This is a genomic window from Inquilinus sp. (assembly GCF_039594555.1).
Classification (GTDB): Bacteria; Pseudomonadota; Alphaproteobacteria; order DSM-16000; family Inquilinaceae; genus Inquilinus.
On the sequence record NZ_JBCNNF010000116.1, the window covers coordinates 1 to 17,177 of the forward strand.

Annotated in this window: 20 protein-coding genes; 5 read left to right on the forward strand and 15 right to left on the reverse strand. The window is 71.9% G+C overall.

Annotated elements, in window-relative coordinates; genetic code table 11:
* The first annotated feature begins 47 nt into the window (after nt 1-47).
* Both ABDW35_RS14420 and ABDW35_RS14425 read left to right on the forward strand, forming a co-directional pair.
* Nucleotides 48-1,211, forward strand: coding sequence for a GNAT family N-acetyltransferase (locus tag ABDW35_RS14420; protein WP_343714569.1), 1,164 nt, complete (start codon nt 48-50; stop codon nt 1,209-1,211).
* Nucleotides 1,212-1,283: 72 nt separating this feature from the next.
* The gene (locus ABDW35_RS14425) at nt 1,284-2,141 is read left to right on the forward strand and encodes a DUF533 domain-containing protein (protein WP_343714570.1); all 858 of its coding nucleotides are present in this window, start codon (nt 1,284-1,286) and stop codon (nt 2,139-2,141) included.
* A 114-nt stretch (nt 2,142-2,255) separates the two neighbouring features.
* Here the strand turns inward: ABDW35_RS14425 and ABDW35_RS14430 are convergent, their stop codons facing one another.
* On the reverse strand, nt 2,256-3,245 hold the full coding sequence (locus ABDW35_RS14430) for a D-glycerate dehydrogenase (RefSeq protein ID WP_343714571.1): 990 nt from the start codon (nt 3,243-3,245) through the stop codon (nt 2,256-2,258).
* A 136-nt stretch (nt 3,246-3,381) separates the two neighbouring features.
* Here ABDW35_RS14430 and ABDW35_RS14435 point away from each other — a divergent pair, with 136 nt between their 5' ends.
* Genes ABDW35_RS14435 through ABDW35_RS14445 form a run of 3 tightly spaced genes read left to right on the forward strand, consistent with a single transcriptional unit; the run spans nt 3,382 to nt 5,620 of the window.
* The gene (locus tag ABDW35_RS14435; RefSeq protein WP_343714572.1) at nt 3,382-4,125 is read left to right on the forward strand and encodes a CDP-alcohol phosphatidyltransferase family protein; all 744 of its coding nucleotides are present in this window, start codon (nt 3,382-3,384) and stop codon (nt 4,123-4,125) included.
* On the forward strand, nt 4,122-4,868 hold the full coding sequence (locus ABDW35_RS14440; protein ID WP_343714573.1) for an FkbM family methyltransferase: 747 nt from the start codon (nt 4,122-4,124) through the stop codon (nt 4,866-4,868). Before ABDW35_RS14435 ends, ABDW35_RS14440 begins: the two co-directional genes overlap by 4 nt.
* Nucleotides 4,865-5,620, forward strand: a complete 756-nt coding sequence (locus tag ABDW35_RS14445) for a RibD family protein (RefSeq protein ID WP_343714574.1) — start codon at nt 4,865-4,867, stop codon at nt 5,618-5,620. The genes ABDW35_RS14440 and ABDW35_RS14445 overlap by 4 nt, the downstream gene beginning before the upstream one ends.
* A 210-nt stretch (nt 5,621-5,830) precedes the next feature.
* Here the strand turns inward: ABDW35_RS14445 and ybaK are convergent, their stop codons facing one another.
* The 14 genes from ybaK to lspA all read right to left on the reverse strand — a co-directional run bounded on the left by ybaK (nt 5,831) and on the right by lspA (nt 17,044).
* The gene (gene ybaK, locus ABDW35_RS14450) at nt 5,831-6,304 is read right to left on the reverse strand and encodes a Cys-tRNA(Pro) deacylase (protein ID WP_343714575.1); all 474 of its coding nucleotides are present in this window, start codon (nt 6,302-6,304) and stop codon (nt 5,831-5,833) included.
* A 20-nt stretch (nt 6,305-6,324) separates the two neighbouring features.
* On the reverse strand, nt 6,325-6,708 hold the full coding sequence (locus ABDW35_RS14455) for a DUF6481 family protein (protein WP_343714576.1): 384 nt from the start codon (nt 6,706-6,708) through the stop codon (nt 6,325-6,327).
* Nucleotides 6,709-6,827: 119 nt separating this feature from the next.
* The gene (locus ABDW35_RS14460) at nt 6,828-7,457 is read right to left on the reverse strand and encodes a YdeI/OmpD-associated family protein (RefSeq protein WP_343714577.1); all 630 of its coding nucleotides are present in this window, start codon (nt 7,455-7,457) and stop codon (nt 6,828-6,830) included.
* Nucleotides 7,458-7,463: 6 nt separating this feature from the next.
* Nucleotides 7,464-9,323 (reverse strand): DNA mismatch repair endonuclease MutL, encoded by a 1,860-nt coding sequence (mutL, locus tag ABDW35_RS14465; protein ID WP_343714578.1) that lies wholly within the window; start codon nt 9,321-9,323, stop codon nt 7,464-7,466.
* Nucleotides 9,324-9,377: 54 nt separating this feature from the next.
* On the reverse strand, nt 9,378-10,103 hold the full coding sequence (locus ABDW35_RS14470) for an anti-sigma factor (protein ID WP_343714579.1): 726 nt from the start codon (nt 10,101-10,103) through the stop codon (nt 9,378-9,380).
* A complete protein-coding gene (locus ABDW35_RS14475) occupies nt 10,100-10,657 on the reverse strand; it encodes a sigma-70 family RNA polymerase sigma factor (protein WP_343714580.1) in 558 nt (185 codons plus the stop codon). Before ABDW35_RS14475 ends, ABDW35_RS14470 begins: the two co-directional genes overlap by 4 nt.
* Nucleotides 10,658-10,740: 83 nt before the next feature.
* Complete coding sequence (locus ABDW35_RS14480) at nt 10,741-11,298, reverse strand: fasciclin domain-containing protein (RefSeq protein ID WP_343714581.1); 558 nt, start codon at nt 11,296-11,298, stop codon at nt 10,741-10,743.
* Between the two features lie 99 nt (nt 11,299-11,397).
* Nucleotides 11,398-12,108, reverse strand: coding sequence for an SDR family NAD(P)-dependent oxidoreductase (locus tag ABDW35_RS14485; RefSeq protein ID WP_343714582.1), 711 nt, complete (start codon nt 12,106-12,108; stop codon nt 11,398-11,400).
* 62 nt (nt 12,109-12,170) lie between these two features.
* Complete coding sequence (locus ABDW35_RS14490; RefSeq protein WP_343714583.1) at nt 12,171-12,980, reverse strand: MBL fold metallo-hydrolase; 810 nt, start codon at nt 12,978-12,980, stop codon at nt 12,171-12,173.
* A 31-nt stretch (nt 12,981-13,011) separates the two neighbouring features.
* On the reverse strand, nt 13,012-13,155 hold the full coding sequence (locus ABDW35_RS14495) for a hypothetical protein (RefSeq protein WP_343714584.1): 144 nt from the start codon (nt 13,153-13,155) through the stop codon (nt 13,012-13,014).
* Nucleotides 13,156-13,218: 63 nt separating this feature from the next.
* Nucleotides 13,219-14,013, reverse strand: coding sequence for a trans-aconitate 2-methyltransferase (gene tam, locus ABDW35_RS14500; RefSeq protein ID WP_343714585.1), 795 nt, complete (start codon nt 14,011-14,013; stop codon nt 13,219-13,221).
* A gap of 139 nt (nt 14,014-14,152) precedes the next feature.
* On the reverse strand, nt 14,153-15,793 hold the full coding sequence (gene pgi, locus ABDW35_RS14505; protein ID WP_343714586.1) for a glucose-6-phosphate isomerase: 1,641 nt from the start codon (nt 15,791-15,793) through the stop codon (nt 14,153-14,155).
* A gap of 79 nt (nt 15,794-15,872) precedes the next feature.
* Nucleotides 15,873-16,511: a DUF3035 domain-containing protein gene (locus ABDW35_RS14510; RefSeq protein ID WP_343714587.1), complete on the reverse strand. Its 639-nt coding sequence runs from the start codon at nt 16,509-16,511 to the stop codon at nt 15,873-15,875.
* Complete coding sequence (lspA, locus tag ABDW35_RS14515) at nt 16,508-17,044, reverse strand: signal peptidase II (protein WP_343714588.1); 537 nt, start codon at nt 17,042-17,044, stop codon at nt 16,508-16,510. Before lspA ends, ABDW35_RS14510 begins: the two co-directional genes overlap by 4 nt.
* Nucleotides 17,045-17,177 lie beyond the last annotated feature (133 nt).

Sequence of the window (17,177 nt, forward strand, 5' to 3'; positions counted from 1 at the left end):
GCGCCGGGACCAGATTAGAGCTTTCGCACATGCGAGAGAGCGGTCCCATGCCCGACGGCACTCCGGAGGCAAGCCTCAAGCTCGTGGCCGACATCACGGCGGTCGACGCCGCTGCCTGGGATGCCTGCGCCGGGCCGGACAACCCGTTCCTGTCCCACGCCTTCCTGGCGGCGCTGGAGCAGAGCGGGTCGGCCACCGCCGAGGCCGGCTGGCTGCCCCAGCACCTGGTGCTGGAGGAGCCGGACGGGAGGCTGCTGGGCGTCGTGCCGCTGTACCTCAAGGGCCATTCCTACGGCGAATACGTCTTCGACCACAGCTGGGCCCGCGCCTATGAGCAGGCGGGTGGCCACTACTATCCGAAGCTGCAATCGGCCGTGCCCTTCACCCCGGTCACCGGCCCGCGCCTGCTGGTCCGCCCCGGCGCGCCGGCCGGGACCGCCGACCTGCTGATCCACGGGCTGGAGCAGGCGGCGCTGGCGCACAAGGTCTCCTCCGTCCACGTCACCTTCCCGACCGAGGCCGACTGGTCGCGCCTCGGCGCCGCCGGCTGGCTGCAGCGGATCGGCGAGCAGTACCATTGGGAGAACGAGGGCTACGCCGGCTTCGACGACTTCCTGGCGACGCTGAACAGCCGCCGCCGCAAGGACATCCGCAAGGAGCGGCAGCGCGCGGTCGATGGCGGCATCCGCCTGACCGTGCTGACCGGCGACGACCTGAAGCCCCGGCACTGGGACGCCTTCTTCCGCTTCTACATCAACACCAGCGACCGGAAATGGGGCGACCCGTATCTGACGCGGGAGTTCTTCGCCCGGATCGGCGAGACGATGGCCGACCGCATCGCCCTGGTGATGGCCGAGAAGGACGGCCGCTGGATCGCCGGCGCGCTGAACCTGATCGGCGCCGACACGCTCTACGGCCGCAACTGGGGCTGCGACGGCCACGATTACCCCTTCCTGCATTTCGAGGCCTGCTACTACCAGGCGATCGACTTCGCCATCGCCCGCGGCCTGAAGCGGGTCGAGGCCGGGGCGCAGGGCGAGCACAAGGTGATGCGCGGCTACCGCCCGGTGCGGACCTACAGCGCCCACTGGATCCGCGACCCCGGCTTCCGCCGCGCCGTGGCCGATTTCCTGGCCCGCGAGACCCGCGCGGTCGAGGCCGGCATCGAAGACCTCGCGGAACACCTCCCCTTCCGGCAGGATACTCCCTAGCCGCACTCCGCGGCCGGCAATGACGCGACGGCCGGCAAGCGACGCCGTCGCCGACAACCGAGGGAGTGAGCGATGGATCTCGACAAGCTCTTGGGTGCGTTGGCGCAGAGCGGCCTGGGCCGCGCGTCCGGAAGCGGTGGGGCCGGCGGCCTCGGCGGCATCCTCAGCCAGGTGCTGGGCGGCGGCGGCGCGACGTCGGGCGGGCTCGGCGGCGCGGGCGGCGGGTTGGGCGGCCTTGGCGGCCTGCTGCAGGGCCTCGGCGCCGGCGGCGGAGGCCTTGGCGGTGGGCTGGGCGGTATCCTCGGCGGGCTCGCGGGCGGCGGCCAGGCCCGGAGCGGCGGCGGCCTCGGAAGCGGCCTGGGCGGCGGGCTGATGGCGGTCATCGCCACGATCGCCATGCAGGCGCTGCAGAATCGCGGCGGCGGGGGCGGCGGCCTCGGCGGGCTGCTGGGCGGCCTGGGCGACGCGCCCCCGACGGCCCCGGCCGCGCCGGTCGCGGCCCCGGGCGTCGGCGGCGGATCCGGCGGCAGCTTCCTCGACATGGCCGATTCGGTCGGCGGCGGAGGCCAGGCGGCGCCGCTGATGGGGCAGGACACGGCGCACCGCATCCTGCGCACCATGATCGCCGCGGCGGCGGCCGACGGCACAATCGACCAGAATGAGGCGGCCGCGATCCAGGGCCAGCTCGGCGAGGAGGACGAGGAGGAGCGCGCCTTCATCGAGAACGAGCTGAACAACCCGGCGACGCCGGAGCAGCTGGCCGCGGGGGTCAGCGGCCCGCAGGAGGCGGCGCAAATCTACACCGCGGCGCTGCTGACCGTGACCCTGGATTCGCCGGAGGAGAGCCGCTTCCTGAAGCAGCTGGCCCTGGCGCTGAAGCTCGACGCCCAGACCATCGCCGCGCTGCACCAGACGGTGAAGCCGGGCTGAGGCACTCCCCTCTTTCTGTCATGCCCGGGCTCGACCCGGGCATCCAGAAGGTCTCGACATCCTCTGGATTGCCGGGTCAAGCCCGGCAATGACAGTGGGAGGGAAGACTTCCTCCTAAAACTCCGTCTCCAGCACCCGGTCCGGCGGCACATGGCCGTCGACGAAGCTGCGGATGTTGACGATCACCTTCTGCCCCATGTCGATGCGGCCCTCGAGCGTGGCCGAGCCCATATGCGGCAGCAGCACCACATTCCCCAGCTTCAGCAGCTTCGGGTTGACGTTCGGCTCGCGCTCGAACACGTCGAGCCCCGCCCCCGCCAGCTCGCCCTGCTTCAGCATCTGGGCCAGCGCCGTCTCGTCGATCACCTCGCCGCGCGAGGTGTTCACGATCAGCGCGTCGCGGCGCAGCAGCTTCAGCCGCCGGGCCGACAGCAGGTGGAAGGTCGCCGGCGTGCGCGGGCAGTTGACCGAGACGATGTCCATCCGCGACAGCATCTGGTCCAGGCTGGGCCAGAAGGTGGCGTCCAGCTCGGCCTCCACCTCCGGATGCACCCGGTTGCGGTTGTGGTAATGCACCGACAGGCCGAAGGCGCGGGCCCGGCGCGCCACCGCCTGGCCGATCCGGCCCATGCCGATGATGCCGAGGCGCTTGCCGCCGAGCCGGGCGCCCAGCATCCCGGTCGGGCTCCAGCCGGTCCACTGCCCGCCGCGCACCAGCCGCTCCCCCTCCGCCAGCCGGCGGGCCACGGCCAGGATCAGGGCCATGGTCATGTCGGCCGTGTCCTCGGTGAGGACGCCGGGGGTGTTGGTCACGGTCAGCCCGCGCGCCTTGGCCGCGGTCAGGTCGATATGGTCGACGCCGGTGCCGAAGCTGGCGATCAGCTTCAGCTGCGGCCCCGACTTGGCCAGCAGCTCGGCGTCGATCCGGTCGGTCACCGTCGGCACCAGCACGTCGGCCTCGGCCATCGCCGCGGCCAGCTGCTCGCGGTCCAGCGCCACATCGTCATGGTTCAGCCGGGTCTCGAACAGCTCCATCATCCGGGTCTCGATGACATCCGGCAGCTTGCGCGTGACGATGACGAGCGGACGTTTTCTCTCGGCCATGGCGGACCCAGTCCCGGCAACCCATTTGCGCCATAGAGCAAGCCGAGTGACCGATTGTCCAGTGCCGGGCTGTGACCTGCGTCACGCTTCGGCCGAAGAGTCACGTAGGATGATGCCGTCGACCGGCTGGAGGATCATGCGGGACGAGACCGATTTTCGCGGCATCTTGCAGCGTCAGGCACGATGGCCGCTGGCGGCGGGGGCGCTGGCCCTGGCCGCCCTGGCCCTGCCGCTCGCCGTCGATCCCAGGCTCGGCGCCTATTTCGTGGCGCGGGCGGAGCTGCTGTATTGCGGCATCGCCACGCTGATCCTGGCCGGCCTGGCCGCCCATGCGCCGCATCGCCGCTTCGGCGCCGCCAACACGGTGACGCTGTCGCGCATCGTGCTGATCTGCCTGCTGGCCGCGCTGCTGGGCACGGCGGCGCCGGACGAGGACTGCCTGTGGCTGATCGCCGGGCTGGCCACGCTGGCCCTGGCCCTCGACGGGGTGGACGGCTGGGCGGCGCGGCGCAGCGGCTTGGCCTCCCGCTTCGGCGCCCGATTCGACATGGAGGCCGACGCCTTCTTCGTCCTGGTGCTGTCGGTGCTGGCCTGGCAATGGGGCAAGGTCGGCCCCTGGGTGCTGCTGATCGGGGCGATGCGCTACCTCTACGTCCTGGCGGGCTCCGCCTGGCCCTGGCTGCGCGCGCCGGTGCCGGAGAGCTTCGCCCGCAAGGCCGTCTGCGTGATCCAGATTCTGGTGCTGATCGCCTGCCTGGCGCCGCCGGTGCCGCACGCCCTCGCCGCCACCCTGGCCGCCGGCGCCCTGGCGGCGCTGTGCTGGTCCTTCGGCCGCGACGTGGTCTGGCTGTGGCGGCAGCAGCGGCGCCTCCTCGCATGAATGCGATCACCCGCGCCGCCGGCATCGCCCGTTCCCTCGCCATCTATCGCGGCATCCCCGGGCGCTCCGCCCGCTTCCGGCGCTTCTTCTCGGCCCTGATCCGCCCCGGCGACCTGTGCTTCGACATCGGCGCCCATGTCGGCAACCGCAGCCTGTGCTGGGCCGGACTCGGCGCCCGGGTGGTGGCGGTCGAGCCGCAGCCCGACCTGGCCCGGCTGCTGCGCCGCAGCTTCCGCCATCAGCCCGGCATCACCCTGGTCGAGAGCGCGGTCGGCGCCGCCCCCGGCACCGCCACCCTGCATCTCAGCAGCCGCAACCCGACCGTCGCCAGCCTGTCGCAGGATTGGATCGACACGGTGTCGCAGGCGGACAGCTTCGCCTCGATCCGCTGGGACCGGCGGGCCGAGGTGCCGGTGACGACGCTGGACGCGCTGATCGAGCGGTTCGGCATCCCCGCCTTCTGCAAGATCGATGTCGAGGGCTTCGAGGCCGAGGTGCTGGCCGGGCTGTCCCGCCCCCTGCCCTGCCTGTCGGTCGAATACGTCCCGGCGGCGCGGCCGGCGACCCTGGCCGCCCTCGACCGGATCCAGGCGCTGGGCGACTCCCGCTTCCAGGTCTCGGTCGGCGAAACCGGATGCTTCCTGTGGCCGAACTGGCGTGAGGGGCACGAAGTGCGGGCCTGGCTGTTGAGTCTCTCGCCGGAGGACCGTTCCGGCGACATCTATGCGCGAACCGAGGGATGATGGACACCGCCTGGATCTGGCTGCTCGACCGCCGCGCCGGCCGGCCGGAGGCGCCGCTGCCCTCCGACGCCGAGGGCCGCGACCGCATCGAGCTGCTGCGGCCCTTCGCCGAGGCCGGGGGCCGCTTCGTGCTGGCCCATCTGGGCCAGAGCATCGACGGCCACATCGCCACCGGCTGCGGCCAGTCGCAATACGTCACCGGCCCTTGCAACCTGGACCATCTGCACCGGCTGCGGGCGCTGGCGGACGCGGTGCTGGTCGGCGCCGGGACGGTGGCGCATGACGACCCGCGGCTGACGACGCGCCGGGTCGACGGGCCGAATCCGGTGCGGGTGGTGCTGGACCCCGGCCGCCGGCTCGATTCCGGCCACGGCCTGTTCACCGACGGCGCCGCGCCGACGCTGCTGCTGTGCTCCTCCGACCGTGCCGACAGGCCGGCCGGCGGGGCCGAGATCATCGGCCTCGACGACCCTTGCCCCGCCGCGGTGCTGGACGCGCTGGCGGCGCGCGGGCTGAAGCGGGTGATGATCGAGGGCGGCGGCACGACGGTGTCGCGCTTCCTCGCCGCCGGGGTGCTGGACCGGCTGCATGTCGCGGTGGCGCCGCTGATCATCGGTTCCGGCAAGGGCGGCCTGCGGCTGCCGGAGATCGCCCATCTCGACCAGGCCCTGCGCCCACCCTGCCGCACCTATCTCATGGGCAGCGACGTGCTGTTCGACTTCGATCTGCGCGGGGTCGGCGGGGCGGCGTAGAGCAGGGTGAATCGAAGTCGGTTCACGACAGGATCCGACAGTGTGCCGAGCGTCTTCTCGGATTGCCTCTCCCGCCGGGCGCGGGAGAGGCCGGGCTCGCGCAGCGAGACCGGGTGAGGGCTGGTCCCGGCCTCGACAAAATCCCCTCACCCGGAGCCGCTTCGCGTCTCCGACCTCTCCCGCAAGCGGGAGAGGCAACACGAACCGCCCCTACGCGACCAGCGGCGCCACCTTGGCCTTGAGCGCCGCCTGCAGGTCCTGCGGCCTGAGGCGGATCTGCAGCCCGCGCTGGCCGCCATTGACGAAGATCTCGGCCTCCGCCATCGCCGCTTCCTCGATCGCCGTCGGCACCGCCCGCTTCTGGCCCAGCGGGCTGATGCCGCCGACATGATAGCCGGTGACCCGTTCGGCATCGGCCGGGCGCATCATCTGCGCTGACTTCGCCCCGAAGGCCGCCGCCAGCTTCTTCATCCCGACCTCGCGGTCGGACGGCACGACGACGCAGACCGGCTTGCCGTCGGCCTCCGCCATCAGCGTCTTCAGCACGATCCGCGGCGGCACGCCCATGGCTTCCGCCGCCTGCAGGCCGATGCGGTCGGCGCCGGGGTCGTAGTCATAGGTGGCGACGGCGAAGCCAATGCCCGCCCGCTCAAGCGCCTGGGTGGCGCGGGTGGTCTTCGACATGACAGCCCGCGCCCTTCGGATCAGCGCTTTACGCGCGCCTTGCGGGCGGCGTAGCGGGCATCACGCTCGGCCTTCTGCTCGGCCAGCAGAGCGACCATGCGCTCGGCCTCCTCGCGCCGGGCCCGGGCCTCGGCCTCGGCGGCCTCCGCCTTCAGCCGCGCCTCTTCCCGCGCCCGCTCCTCGGCCTCGGCTTTCAGCCGTGCCTCCTCGGCCTCGCGCGCCGCGCGGCGTTCGGCCTCGCGCTTCTCGCGCGCCTCGGCGATGGCCTGCCGCTCGGCCCGCTGCCGGGCCAGTTCGGGATTGTCCGGCGAGACCTTGGCGCGGAACCGCTCCAGCGCCGCCTTCTTAGCATTCTGAGCGCTGCTCAGCCGGTCCCCGAACCCCTTTTCCTTGTACCCGCTCATCGTCCCGTCGACTCGTTGCATGTATCCCCGATTCACCGGCGGGGGATGAATGCCTCCCGCGCGGACGCCCTAGATATGCCGGCTCGGCGCCGGTTCCAACTGCCGATCCGGCATGCCGGTCACGCGGCCGGGTTGGTCCTGCCGGCCCGCGGCGGGTAAATCCGCTCACCACGCGCCAGCATGGCGACGAAATCGGCGATTCGGCGGGCACGGGTCTCGGGCTTCCTGGCGGTCTGCACACGATACAGCACGGCGTACCGGTTGCGCGAGTCGAGCGTGGCGAAAAACGCCGCCGCCGCGGGATTGTCATCGAGCGCCGCCTGCAGATCCTCCGGCACGCCGCGATCATGGCTGAGGCCGTAGGCCGCCTGCCACCGCCCATCGCGCCGCGCCGCCTCGACCACCGCCAGGCCGGCCGGCACCATCCGCCCGGCGGCGATCAGCGCCTCGGCCTTCTCGCGGTTGCGCTGCGACCAGGCGCTGCGCGGCCCGCGCGGGGTGAATTTCTGCCGCCAGGCGACGGCATCGCCGCCCTGCTTGCGGCCGTCGATCCAGCCATGGCAGAGGGCGAGGTCCAGCGCCTGCTCATAGGTCACCGAGGCGACGCCCGAGCCGGCCCGGGCGATGGCGAGCCAGACGCCGCGCGAGGCGGTGTGATTCGCGGCCAGCCATGCCTGCCATGAATCGGCGTCGGCAAAGCGCAGCAGCGGCAGGCCCTGGTGCTCGCCGAGGATTTCGGGATCGGCCATGCGTCCTCAGCGCCGCTGGAACAGCTTCTCGATGTCGGACAGCTTCAGCTCGACATAGGTCGGGCGGCCGTGGTTGCACTGGCCGGCATTGGGCGTGGCCTCCATGCTGCGCAGCAGGGCGTCCATCTCCGCCGCGTTCAGGCGGCGGCCGGCGCGGACGCTGCCATGGCAGGCCATGGTGGCGCAGACATGGGCGAGGCGTTCGGTCAGCGGCCGGGCGTCGTCCCATTCCGCCAGCGCGTCGGCCAGATCCTGTACCAGGCCCGGCACGTCGGACTGCCCCAGCAGGGCCGGCACGCCGCGCACCACCACGGCGCCGGGGCCGAAGGGCTCGAGCTCCAGCCCCAGCTCCGCCAGCTCGGCCTGGCGGGCGGCGAGGCGGTCGACCGAGGCCTCGTTCAGCTCCACCACCTCGGGCAGCAGCAGGCCCTGGCTCCGGACCGTGCCGGAGAGCAGCTCGGCCTTCATCCGTTCATAGACGATGCGCTCATGCGCCGCGTGCTGGTCGACGATCACCAACCCGTCCGCCGTCTGGGTAACGATATAGGTGGCGTGGACCTGCGCCCGGGCGGCGCCCAGCGGATGCTCCGGCGCCGGCTCCTCCACCGCCGCCTCCGCCCGGGCCGAGGGCCGGGCGAGGTCGGAGGCGATCGGCGCCTGCCAGGTGGCTGCGGCTTCGGTGAGGCCGGCGGGGGGCCGCACCGGGCCGCGGGTCTGGAACCAGGAGGTCTGGCCGCTGAAGCGGGACAGGGGCGCCTGCATCGGCGCCGGGCCGTCCACTCCCCCGCCCCCGCCCTGGGTGACGAAGGCGGCCAGCGTGTCGGCGCCGACGCTGGTCGAGGCACGGTGGCCGGCGGCGGCGATGGCGTGGCGCAGCGAGCTGACGATCAGCCCGCGCACCAGCGCCGGGTCGCGGAACCGCACCTCGGCCTTGGTCGGGTGGACGTTGACGTCGACCTCCTCCGGCGGCAGCTCGAGATAGAGGGCCAGCACCGGGTGGCGGTCGCGCGGCAGCACGTCGGAATAGGCGCCGCGGATGGCGCCGAGCAGCAGCCGGTCGCGCACCGGCCGGCCGTTGACGAACAGGTACTGCGCCTGGGCGGTGGCGCGGTTGAGGGTCGGCAGCGCGGCATGGCCGGTCAGCCGCACGCCCTCGCGCACCGCCTCGATCGGCAGCGCGTTCTCGGCGAAATCGCCGCCCAGCACGGCGCCGACACGGGCCAGCCGGGCGTCGAACAGCTCGCCCTGCGCCGCCTCCAGCCGCAGCAGGGTGCGGGCGGCGTCGGCCACGGTGAAGCTCAGGGTCGGATGGGCCATGGCCAGGCGCTCGACCACATCGACCGCCGCCTGGGTCTCGGCCCGCTCGCCCTTCAGGAATTTCAGCCGGGCGGGCGTGGCATAGAACAGGTCGCGCACCTCGACCCTTGTGCCCTGGTTCAGCGCCGCCGGCACCGGCGCCGCCACCGCCCCGCCCTCGACCGACAGGCTCCAGCCCTCCGCCGCCTGCCGCGGGCGACTGGCGATCGACAGGCGCGACACGGCGCCGATCGAGGGCAGCGCCTCGCCGCGGAAGCCGAGGGTCGAGATCCGCACCAGGTCGTCGTCCGGCAGCTTGGAGGTGGCGTGGCGCTCGATCGCCAGCACCAGCTCCTCCGGGTCCATGCCTGCGCCGTCATCGACCACCGCGATCAGGCTGCGGCCGCCGTCGCGCAGCGACACGTCGATGCGCCGGGCACCGGCGTCGATCGCGTTCTCCACCAGCTCCTTCACCGCCGCGGCCGGGCGTTCGATCACCTCGCCGGCGGCGATCTGGTTCACCAGGGTCGGCGGCAGGCGACGGATGGTGCGCAGGGACTCGATGCTCATGCCGCGGATTCTAGAGCCGGATCGCGCCGGAGGGAATCGGTCAGGACGGCCGGCTCAGGACGGATCATCGATCAGCGTGCCGGAATAGACCACCGGCCCGGTCGGGGCGCCAGTGGGCGAACCGCCGGCCGGCTCGACGCTGACCGCCAGCGTGCCGCCGGCGAGGGCCGAGCCGCGCAGCGCCTCCGGGATCTCCAGGCGCCTGCGGTCACCGGCGTCGATCAGGCCCAGCGAGCGCGGCGCGGCGCCAGCGGCGACGAACCACAGCTCCAGGCTGCGATCGGCCGGCACCTCGGCCCGCACCGGCCGGACCTGGACCACGCCGGCGCGGGTGTCGACCCGGATGATCAAGGCCGGCAGGTCACCGCCGCGATTGACCACCGCGACATAGCTGTCCGGGCGGGCCGGCAGCTCGGCCCGCGGCAGCAGGATGAAGGCGGCAAGGCCGGCGGCCAGCGCCCCGGCCGCCAGGGCCGCGCTGCGCCACCGGGCGCGCGACCGGCGCAGGCGCGCCTCGGCCGAGAGCTGCAGCACGGTCGGGCCTGCGGGTGCCGACGGCGCTTCAGGGCCGATCGCCCGCTCCAACGCCGCCCAGACCTGCGGGCCCGGCTGGACCGGCGGGACCTGCGCCGCCAGCCCGGCCAGGCGCCGCTCCCAGGCCGCGACCTCGGCCTTGAGCGCGGGGTCGGCCGCGAGCTCGCGCTCAAACGCGGCCCGCTCCTCCGCCGGCAGGGTGCCGAGGACGTATTCGGCGATCCGGCCCTCCTGCTCCTCGGTCATGGTCCAGCTCCGTCCATGCACTGCCGCAGGGCGGCCAGGCCACGATGCAGCCAGGTCTTGATGGTGTTGACCGGCCGGTCGAAGCGGGCCGCCAGCTCCTCCCGCGAATAGCCTTCGTAGTAGGCCAGCAGCACGCAGCGGCGGTGGCCGTCCTCCAGCAGGCCCAGGCAATGGCCGAGCTGGCGCAGGGCGACGAAGCCGGGGCCTTCGGCGCGCGGGTCGGGGATCGCCTCCAGCCAGTCGCGGCCATCCTCGTCCGGCTCGACCAGCACCTCGCGACGCTGCCGGGCGACGTCGATAGCCCGGTTGCGGGCGATCGCCGCCATCCAGCCCAGCGGCGTGCCGGTTCCCGGCGAGAAGGCGGCGGCGTTGCGCCAGATGCGAAGATAGGCATCCTGCAGCACCTCCTCCGCCGTCGCCCGGTTGCGCAGGAGGCGCAGCACGATGCCGAACAGCAGCGGCGCGGTGCGGTCGTACAGCGCCTTGAAGGCACGCCGGTCGCCCTGGCCGGCCGCCTGCAGCATCCGGGTCAAGTCCTCGTCCTCAGCCGGCATCGCTCCCCGCATCAAGAGTGCCGGGACTCTAGCAGCAGAGTCCCGGCACGCCGTCGGGAAATCGCCCAGACCCTCGGCGGCCACTACGGCATCAGCACGGTGTCGACGACATGGATCACGCCGTTCGACTGCAGCACGTCCGGGATCGTCACCCAGGCGGTGCCGCCCTTGGCGTCGACCACCTCCAGCCGCTCATGCTTCCATTCGACGGTCAGGTCCTCGCCCTCGACCGTCTTCAGCATGGCCTTGCCCTTGCCGTCCTTGACCGCCTTCATCAGGTCGGCCGCGGTCAGCCGGCCGGGCACGACGTGATAGGTCAGGATCTGGGTCAGCGTCGCCTTGTTCTCGGGCTTCACCAGCGTGTCGACCGTGCCCTTGGGCAGCTTGCCGAAGGCGGCGTTGGTCGGGGCGAAGACGGTGAAGGGGCCGGCGCCGTTCAGGGTATCGACCAGCCCGGCGGCCTTGACCGCCGCGACCAGAGTGGTGTGGTCCTTCGAGTTGACCGCGTTCTCGACGATGGTCTTGCTCGGATACATGGCCGCGCCGCCGACCATGACGGTGGCTTCCGCGAAGGCCGGGCCGGCCGCGGCGAGGAACAGGCAGGCGCCGACGGCGCTGGAGACGATACGAACGGCACGCATCTCGGTTTCTCCCATTGGGTTGCGTCGCCGGATGACCGGGACGGGGAGCCTTTACGGGAAGCGTGCCGGGAAAGTTTCAGGACCGGACGGAAAAAGCGGTTACCAAGGAAATGTGCCGAGCTCCGGCTCGCCGTAGAAGACCTGCCGGTCCGGCCGGATGCGGTCGACCCAGCCGGCCAGGCGGGCCGCCGCCTCCGGCGCCTCGAGATCGGCGTCGGCGCTGGCCATCTTCGTCCGGATCCGGCCGGGATGGACGGCGTAGACGGCCAAGCCGCGCGGCCCGAACTCGCGGGCCAGGCAGGCGGTCAGCATGTTCTGCGCCGCCTTGGAGATGCGGGTGGCGTAGGCGATGCCGAGATGGTCGAAATCCCCCGCCGCGACCCGGCCGATCGAGCCGAGCCGGCTGCTGACATTGACGATGGTGGGCTTCTCCGCCGCCAGCAGCGCGTCGATCGCCGCCTGGCTGATGCGCAGTGCCGCCAGGCAATGGACGTCGAGCGCCTGCTGCACATCCTCGACCCGGATGCCGGCCAGTTGGGCGCCGCGGCCGGACATGCCGGCGTTGTTGTAGAGGATGTCCACCGCCGGCGCCCGATCGGCCAGCGTGCGGCGCAGCGCGTCGGCACAGGCTTGGTCGGTGACGTCGCCGCGCACCAGGATGCCCGCCGGCCCGGCCGCCGCCGTGAAATCGGCCGCCGCCGCGTCGCTGCGGGCCACGCCGATCACGGTGTCGCCGCGCGTCGCGTACCATCGTGTCAATTCCAGCCCCAGCCCCGCCCCGGCGCCGGTGATCACGATCCTGCGGGCCATGCCGTTTCCCCCTATGTCCGATCTGGCGGGGCAGGATGCGGCGAAGCGGCCGGAGGGGCAAGCTAGCCCTGGATCGCCCGGATGTAGCGGTCGGCCGAGCGCAGCACGGCGCCGCGGGCATCGGCCCGGACCTGGCGGCCGACGAAGGCGCCGTACAGCCGGTCGAACCGGTAGGGCGCCACCGCGTCGGCGATGCGCCGCACCGCCGGAGCCGGCAGCGGGATCAGGTTCGGGTAGCTGTACATGAAGGAGACCCAGCCGCGGTCCGGCACGCCCTGGATGGTGTCGCCGCTGAACAGCACGCCGCGCCCCTCCGCCCCCGCCGCCCAATGCAGCACCGAGGCGCCGGCGAAATGGCCGCCGCAGCGGATCACGGTGAGGCCGTCGCCGAGATCCAGGGTCTCGCCGGTCCAGAAGGACAGCGCCGGGTCCGGGCGCTGCACCCAGTCCCGGTCATCGGCGTGGAGATGGACCGGGCAGCCGAAGGCGTGCGCCCAGTCCACCATCGTGGTGTAGTAGTGCGGATGCGAGATGGCGATGGCGCGAAGGCCGCCCAGCGCCCGGATCGCCGCCGCGGTGGCGTCGTCGAGCAGCGCCACGCAGTCCCACATCACCGCGCCGCCCTGCGGCAGCCGGATCAGGAAGGCGCGCTCGGCGATCGCGAAGTCCGGCTCGACCAGCAACTGCTGCAGGCCGGGTTCGACCTGGGTGATGCCGACGCGGTGATCCCGCCGCAGCTCCTCCAGCGTCAGCCAGCTCTGCCCGGATTCGGGCACGTATTGCCGTTCATCCTCGCAGATCGGGCAGGCGGCCGGAGGTGCCGGGCTGTCGGGATACTGTGTGCCGCAGGTGCGGCAGAGATAGTGAGTCATGCCGCGATCCTGTCATGGGATCGCGGCGGCCTCAATCATGCCCGCTGCTGCCCGCGCCGAGGGAGCTCCTGCCGGCATTCGGCGGGTACGGCTTGACCTCGACGCCCTGGCAGGCGGCGAGCAGGAAAAGCGCACTGAGCAGCGACCCGATCGCGGCGAGATGGGGGATCGTCATGGCGGGTTCCATCGTGATGGCCTCTTCCTGCCATGTGGTGCCCCGCCGCGGCGGCGGGAAGAGCTAGCGCGGGCGGCGGGCGACGACAAAAAGCCGCGGGAAGGCCAGCAGCAGCTTGCCGTCCGCCCTCGGCCGGTACGCCTCGGCGATACGGCGTGTGTAGTCCGCCAGGAAGCCGGCTCGCTGCTCCTCGCTGAGCGGGTCGATAAACGGCCTGAGGCCGGTGCCGCGCACCCAGTCGACGATCGCCTCCGGCGACGCCATCGGGTGCTGGTAGGCGGTGCGCCAGACATCGGTCTCGGCCGCCAGCGGCGCCAGCAGGTCGTAATAGGCGTCGAGCGACAGGATCTTCGTCCGCACCAGTGCGGCCTCGCCGATTGTCTCCTTCCACGGCCCCTCGCCGGCCACGGCGCGCATCAGCCGGTGCGTCGGCTCCTCCCGGTTGTCGGGCATCTGCACCGCCAGCACGCCGCCGGGCGCCAGCAGGCCGAACAGCCGCGGCACCAGCGTCTCGTGCCCCCGCACCCATTGCAGCGTGGCGTTGGCGTAGATCAGGTCCGGCGCCTGCGGCGGCTGCCAGACGGCAACGTCGTGCCGCTCGAAGCGGCAGCCCGGCAGGCGGGCGCGGGCATCGGCCAGCATCGCCTCGGAGCTGTCGATGCCGGTGACCTGCGCCCCGGGGAACCGGTCGACCAGCAGCTCGGTCGAATTGCCCGGGCCGCAGCCGAGATCGTAGATCACCAGCGGCCGCCCGTCCGCCGGCGGATCGAGCTCAACCCGGGCCAGCAGGTCGCGGGCCGGGCGCGTGCGCTCATCCTCGTAGCGGCGATAGAGGGCGGGGTTCCAGTCCTTGGTCATGGCATGTCCTCGGCTCGCGGGCGGCTCGCGGGACGCGCTCGTCCCGGACGCCCTAGAGATGAGCCGGGGGCAGCCATCATGTCCAATAGTGTGATTCCGGCCGATCCATATGCAATCGATATGGATCGGCCGGCAAAGCTCAGGACCAGTCGCGGATCGCGGCCAGCAGGCCCAGGGTCGAGCTGTCATGCGCGCCCGGCGCCTTCTCGCCCAGCAGCTCGGGCAGGATGGCCTTGGCCAGCTGTTTGCCCAGCTCCACCCCCCACTGGTCGAAGGAGTAGATGTTCCAGATGATGCCCTGGACGAAGATCTTGTGCTCGTACAGCGCGACCAGCAGGCCGAGGGTGTAGGGGTCGACCGACCGCACCAGGATGGTGTTGGACGGGTGGTTGCCCTCGAACACCTTGAACGGCAGCAGCGCCTCCAGCGCCGCGCCGGACATCCCGGCCTTGGTCAGCTCCGCCCGCACCTGGTCCGGCGTCTTGCCGACCATCAGCGCCTCGGTCTGCGCCAGCACGTTGGACAGCAGGATCGGGTGGTGGTCGTCGACCGGGTTGTGGCTTTCTACCGGCGCGATGAAATCGCAGGGGATGATCTTCGTCCCCTGGTGGATCAGCTGGTAGAAGGAATGCTGGCCGTTGGTGCCGGGCTCGCCGAAGATCACCGGCCCGGTCTGGTAGTCGACCCGGTGGCCCTGGCGGTCGACCGACTTGCCGTTCGATTCCATGTCCGCCTGCTGCAGATAGGCCGGCAGCCGGTGCAGGTACTGGTCGTAGGGCAGGACGGCGTGGGTCTGGGCGTCCCAGAAATTGATGTACCAGACGCCCAGCACGCCCATCACCGCCGGCAGGTTCTGCTCCAGCGGGGCCGAGCGGAAATGCGCATCCATGGCGCGGCCGCCGGCCAGGAACCGCTCGAAGGCGTCGGCGCCGATGCCGATCATCACCGGCAGGCCGATCGCCGACCACACCGAATAGCGGCCGCCGACCCAATCCCAGAAGCCGAACATGTTGGCGGTGTCGATGCCGAATTTCGACACCTCGGCCGCGTTGGTCGACAGGGCGGCGAAATGCTTGGCGATCGCCGCCTCCGGCGCGCCGGACTTCAGGAACCAGCGCCGCGCGGTGTGGGCGTTGGTCAGCGTCTCCTGCGTCGTGAAGGTCTTCGATGCGATCAGGAACAGGCTGGTCTCGGGGTCGATCCGTTTCAGCGTCTCGGCGATATGGGTGCCGTCGACATTGGAGACGAAGTGCAGCCTGATGCGCGGATGCTGGTAGGGCACCAGCGCCTCGGACACCATCACCGGGCCGAGGTCGGAGCCGCCGATGCCGATGTTGATCACGTCGGTGATCGGCTTGCCGGTGTAGCCGGTCCAGCTGCCGTCGCGCACCGCGTCGGAGAACTCCCGCATGTGCTTCAGCACGGCTGCCACCTCGGGCAGCACGTTCTGGCCGTCGACCGTGACCGAGCCGGTCAGCTCGGCCCGCAGCGCGGTGTGCAGCACGGCGCGGTGCTCGGTGCCGTTGATCAGGTCGCCGGCGAACATGCGGTCGCGCCAGCCCTCGACATCCTGCTGCCGGGCCAGGGCGAAGAGGAGGCCGAGCGTCTCCTCGGTCACCCGGTTCTTGGAATAGTCGAGCAGGAGGTCGCCCAGGCGCAGCGAGAAGCGGTCGAAGCGCTTCGGGTCGGCGGCGAAGAGGTCGCGCATATGCACCCCCTCCATCGCCTTGCGATGCGCGTCGAGCGCGGTCCAGGCGGGCGAGCGAGTCAGATCGGACATGGGCAGGCGCCTCCGGTGCGGCAGCGTGTCGGATCACAAAAGAAACGGGCCGGCGCATGCCGGCCCGTGAACTCCATCCTCAGAAGCTCGGGACGAGGCCCTCGAGCGGTGCCGGCCGCCGGCGGATGATGATCGGCGTGTCGCCGGTCGTCAGCGGCTTGCCGGCCTCGGCATTGGTGTTCAGGCGCGCTGATTCCTTGTACGGGTCGACCACGGTGCCGGGCAGCGGCTTGGAATTCCAGAACATCAGCCGGTCGATGAGGCCTTCATCGCTCGCCGCCTGCTGCGCCGTCTCCTGGTCGACCGCGCCGCGGATGCCCGGCTCCGCCTGCCCGGCCTTGGCCAGGATGGCCGAGGCGCCGGGGCCGGCCGCGGCGGGAGCAGCCTGGCGCGTCACCTTCTGGCCCTGGCCGAACAGGATCGCCTCGGCCTGCTCGCGCGGCTGGGCCTCCTGCGGCCGCGGCGCGCCGGGCGTCGGCGGCGGCAGCTCCTCCATCGAATCCGGCATGGCCAGCGGCGCGCGGGGCATCACCGCGAATTCATCCGGGGTCGACCGGTCGTAGCCGATCATCTCCTGCACGGTCTGGTTGCTGCCGCCGCAGCCGGCGACGGCCAGGGTGGCGACGATCAGGCCGGCCAGCGTGACCAGCCGGCCCCGCCCGGCCCGGACGGGCTGGAACGGGGAGGTGGACTGGGGAAAACGAGACTGCCCGCTCACATTCGATCCCTCTGCTGCGCCGTCACCGGGTGCGTGCGCCGGCCGAACAGGCTGTCCGCGATCAGCAGCATCACCCCGATGCTGATCGCGCTGTCGGCCACGTTGAACACCCAGAAGGAATACTCCCCGGCGTGAAAATGCAAGAAGTCGGCGACGGCGCCGAAGCGCAGCCGGTCGATCACGTTGCCGATCGCCCCGCCGATGATCAGCCCGACGCCGAGGGCGACGAGGCCGCGATCGTTGCGCGCCAGCCACACCAGAAGCGCGACGACGACAGCGGCCGCGACCGCCGACAGGCCCCAGCGCGCCAGCGGCGTGTCGCCGGCGAGGAGACCGAAGCTGATTCCATAGTTCCAGACCATGGCGAAATCGAGGAAGCCGGTGATCCGGATCGGCGGCGCCCAGCTGGCGGTGGTGATCGGGTCCGCCAGCCCGAACAGGCTCTTCAGCACCCACCATTTGCTGAGCTGGTCGGCGATCAGGATCAGCACGGCGATGACGACGCCGCGCCGGAACAGCCGCGGATCGGTCATGCCGAGGCCTCGGCGCCGATGGCATCCACGGCATCGGCGCAGCGCACGCACAGGTCCGGATGGGCCGCGACCGTGCCGACCTCCGGCAGGACCCGCCAGCAGCGCTCGCAGCGATGCCCGTCGGTATTCTTTT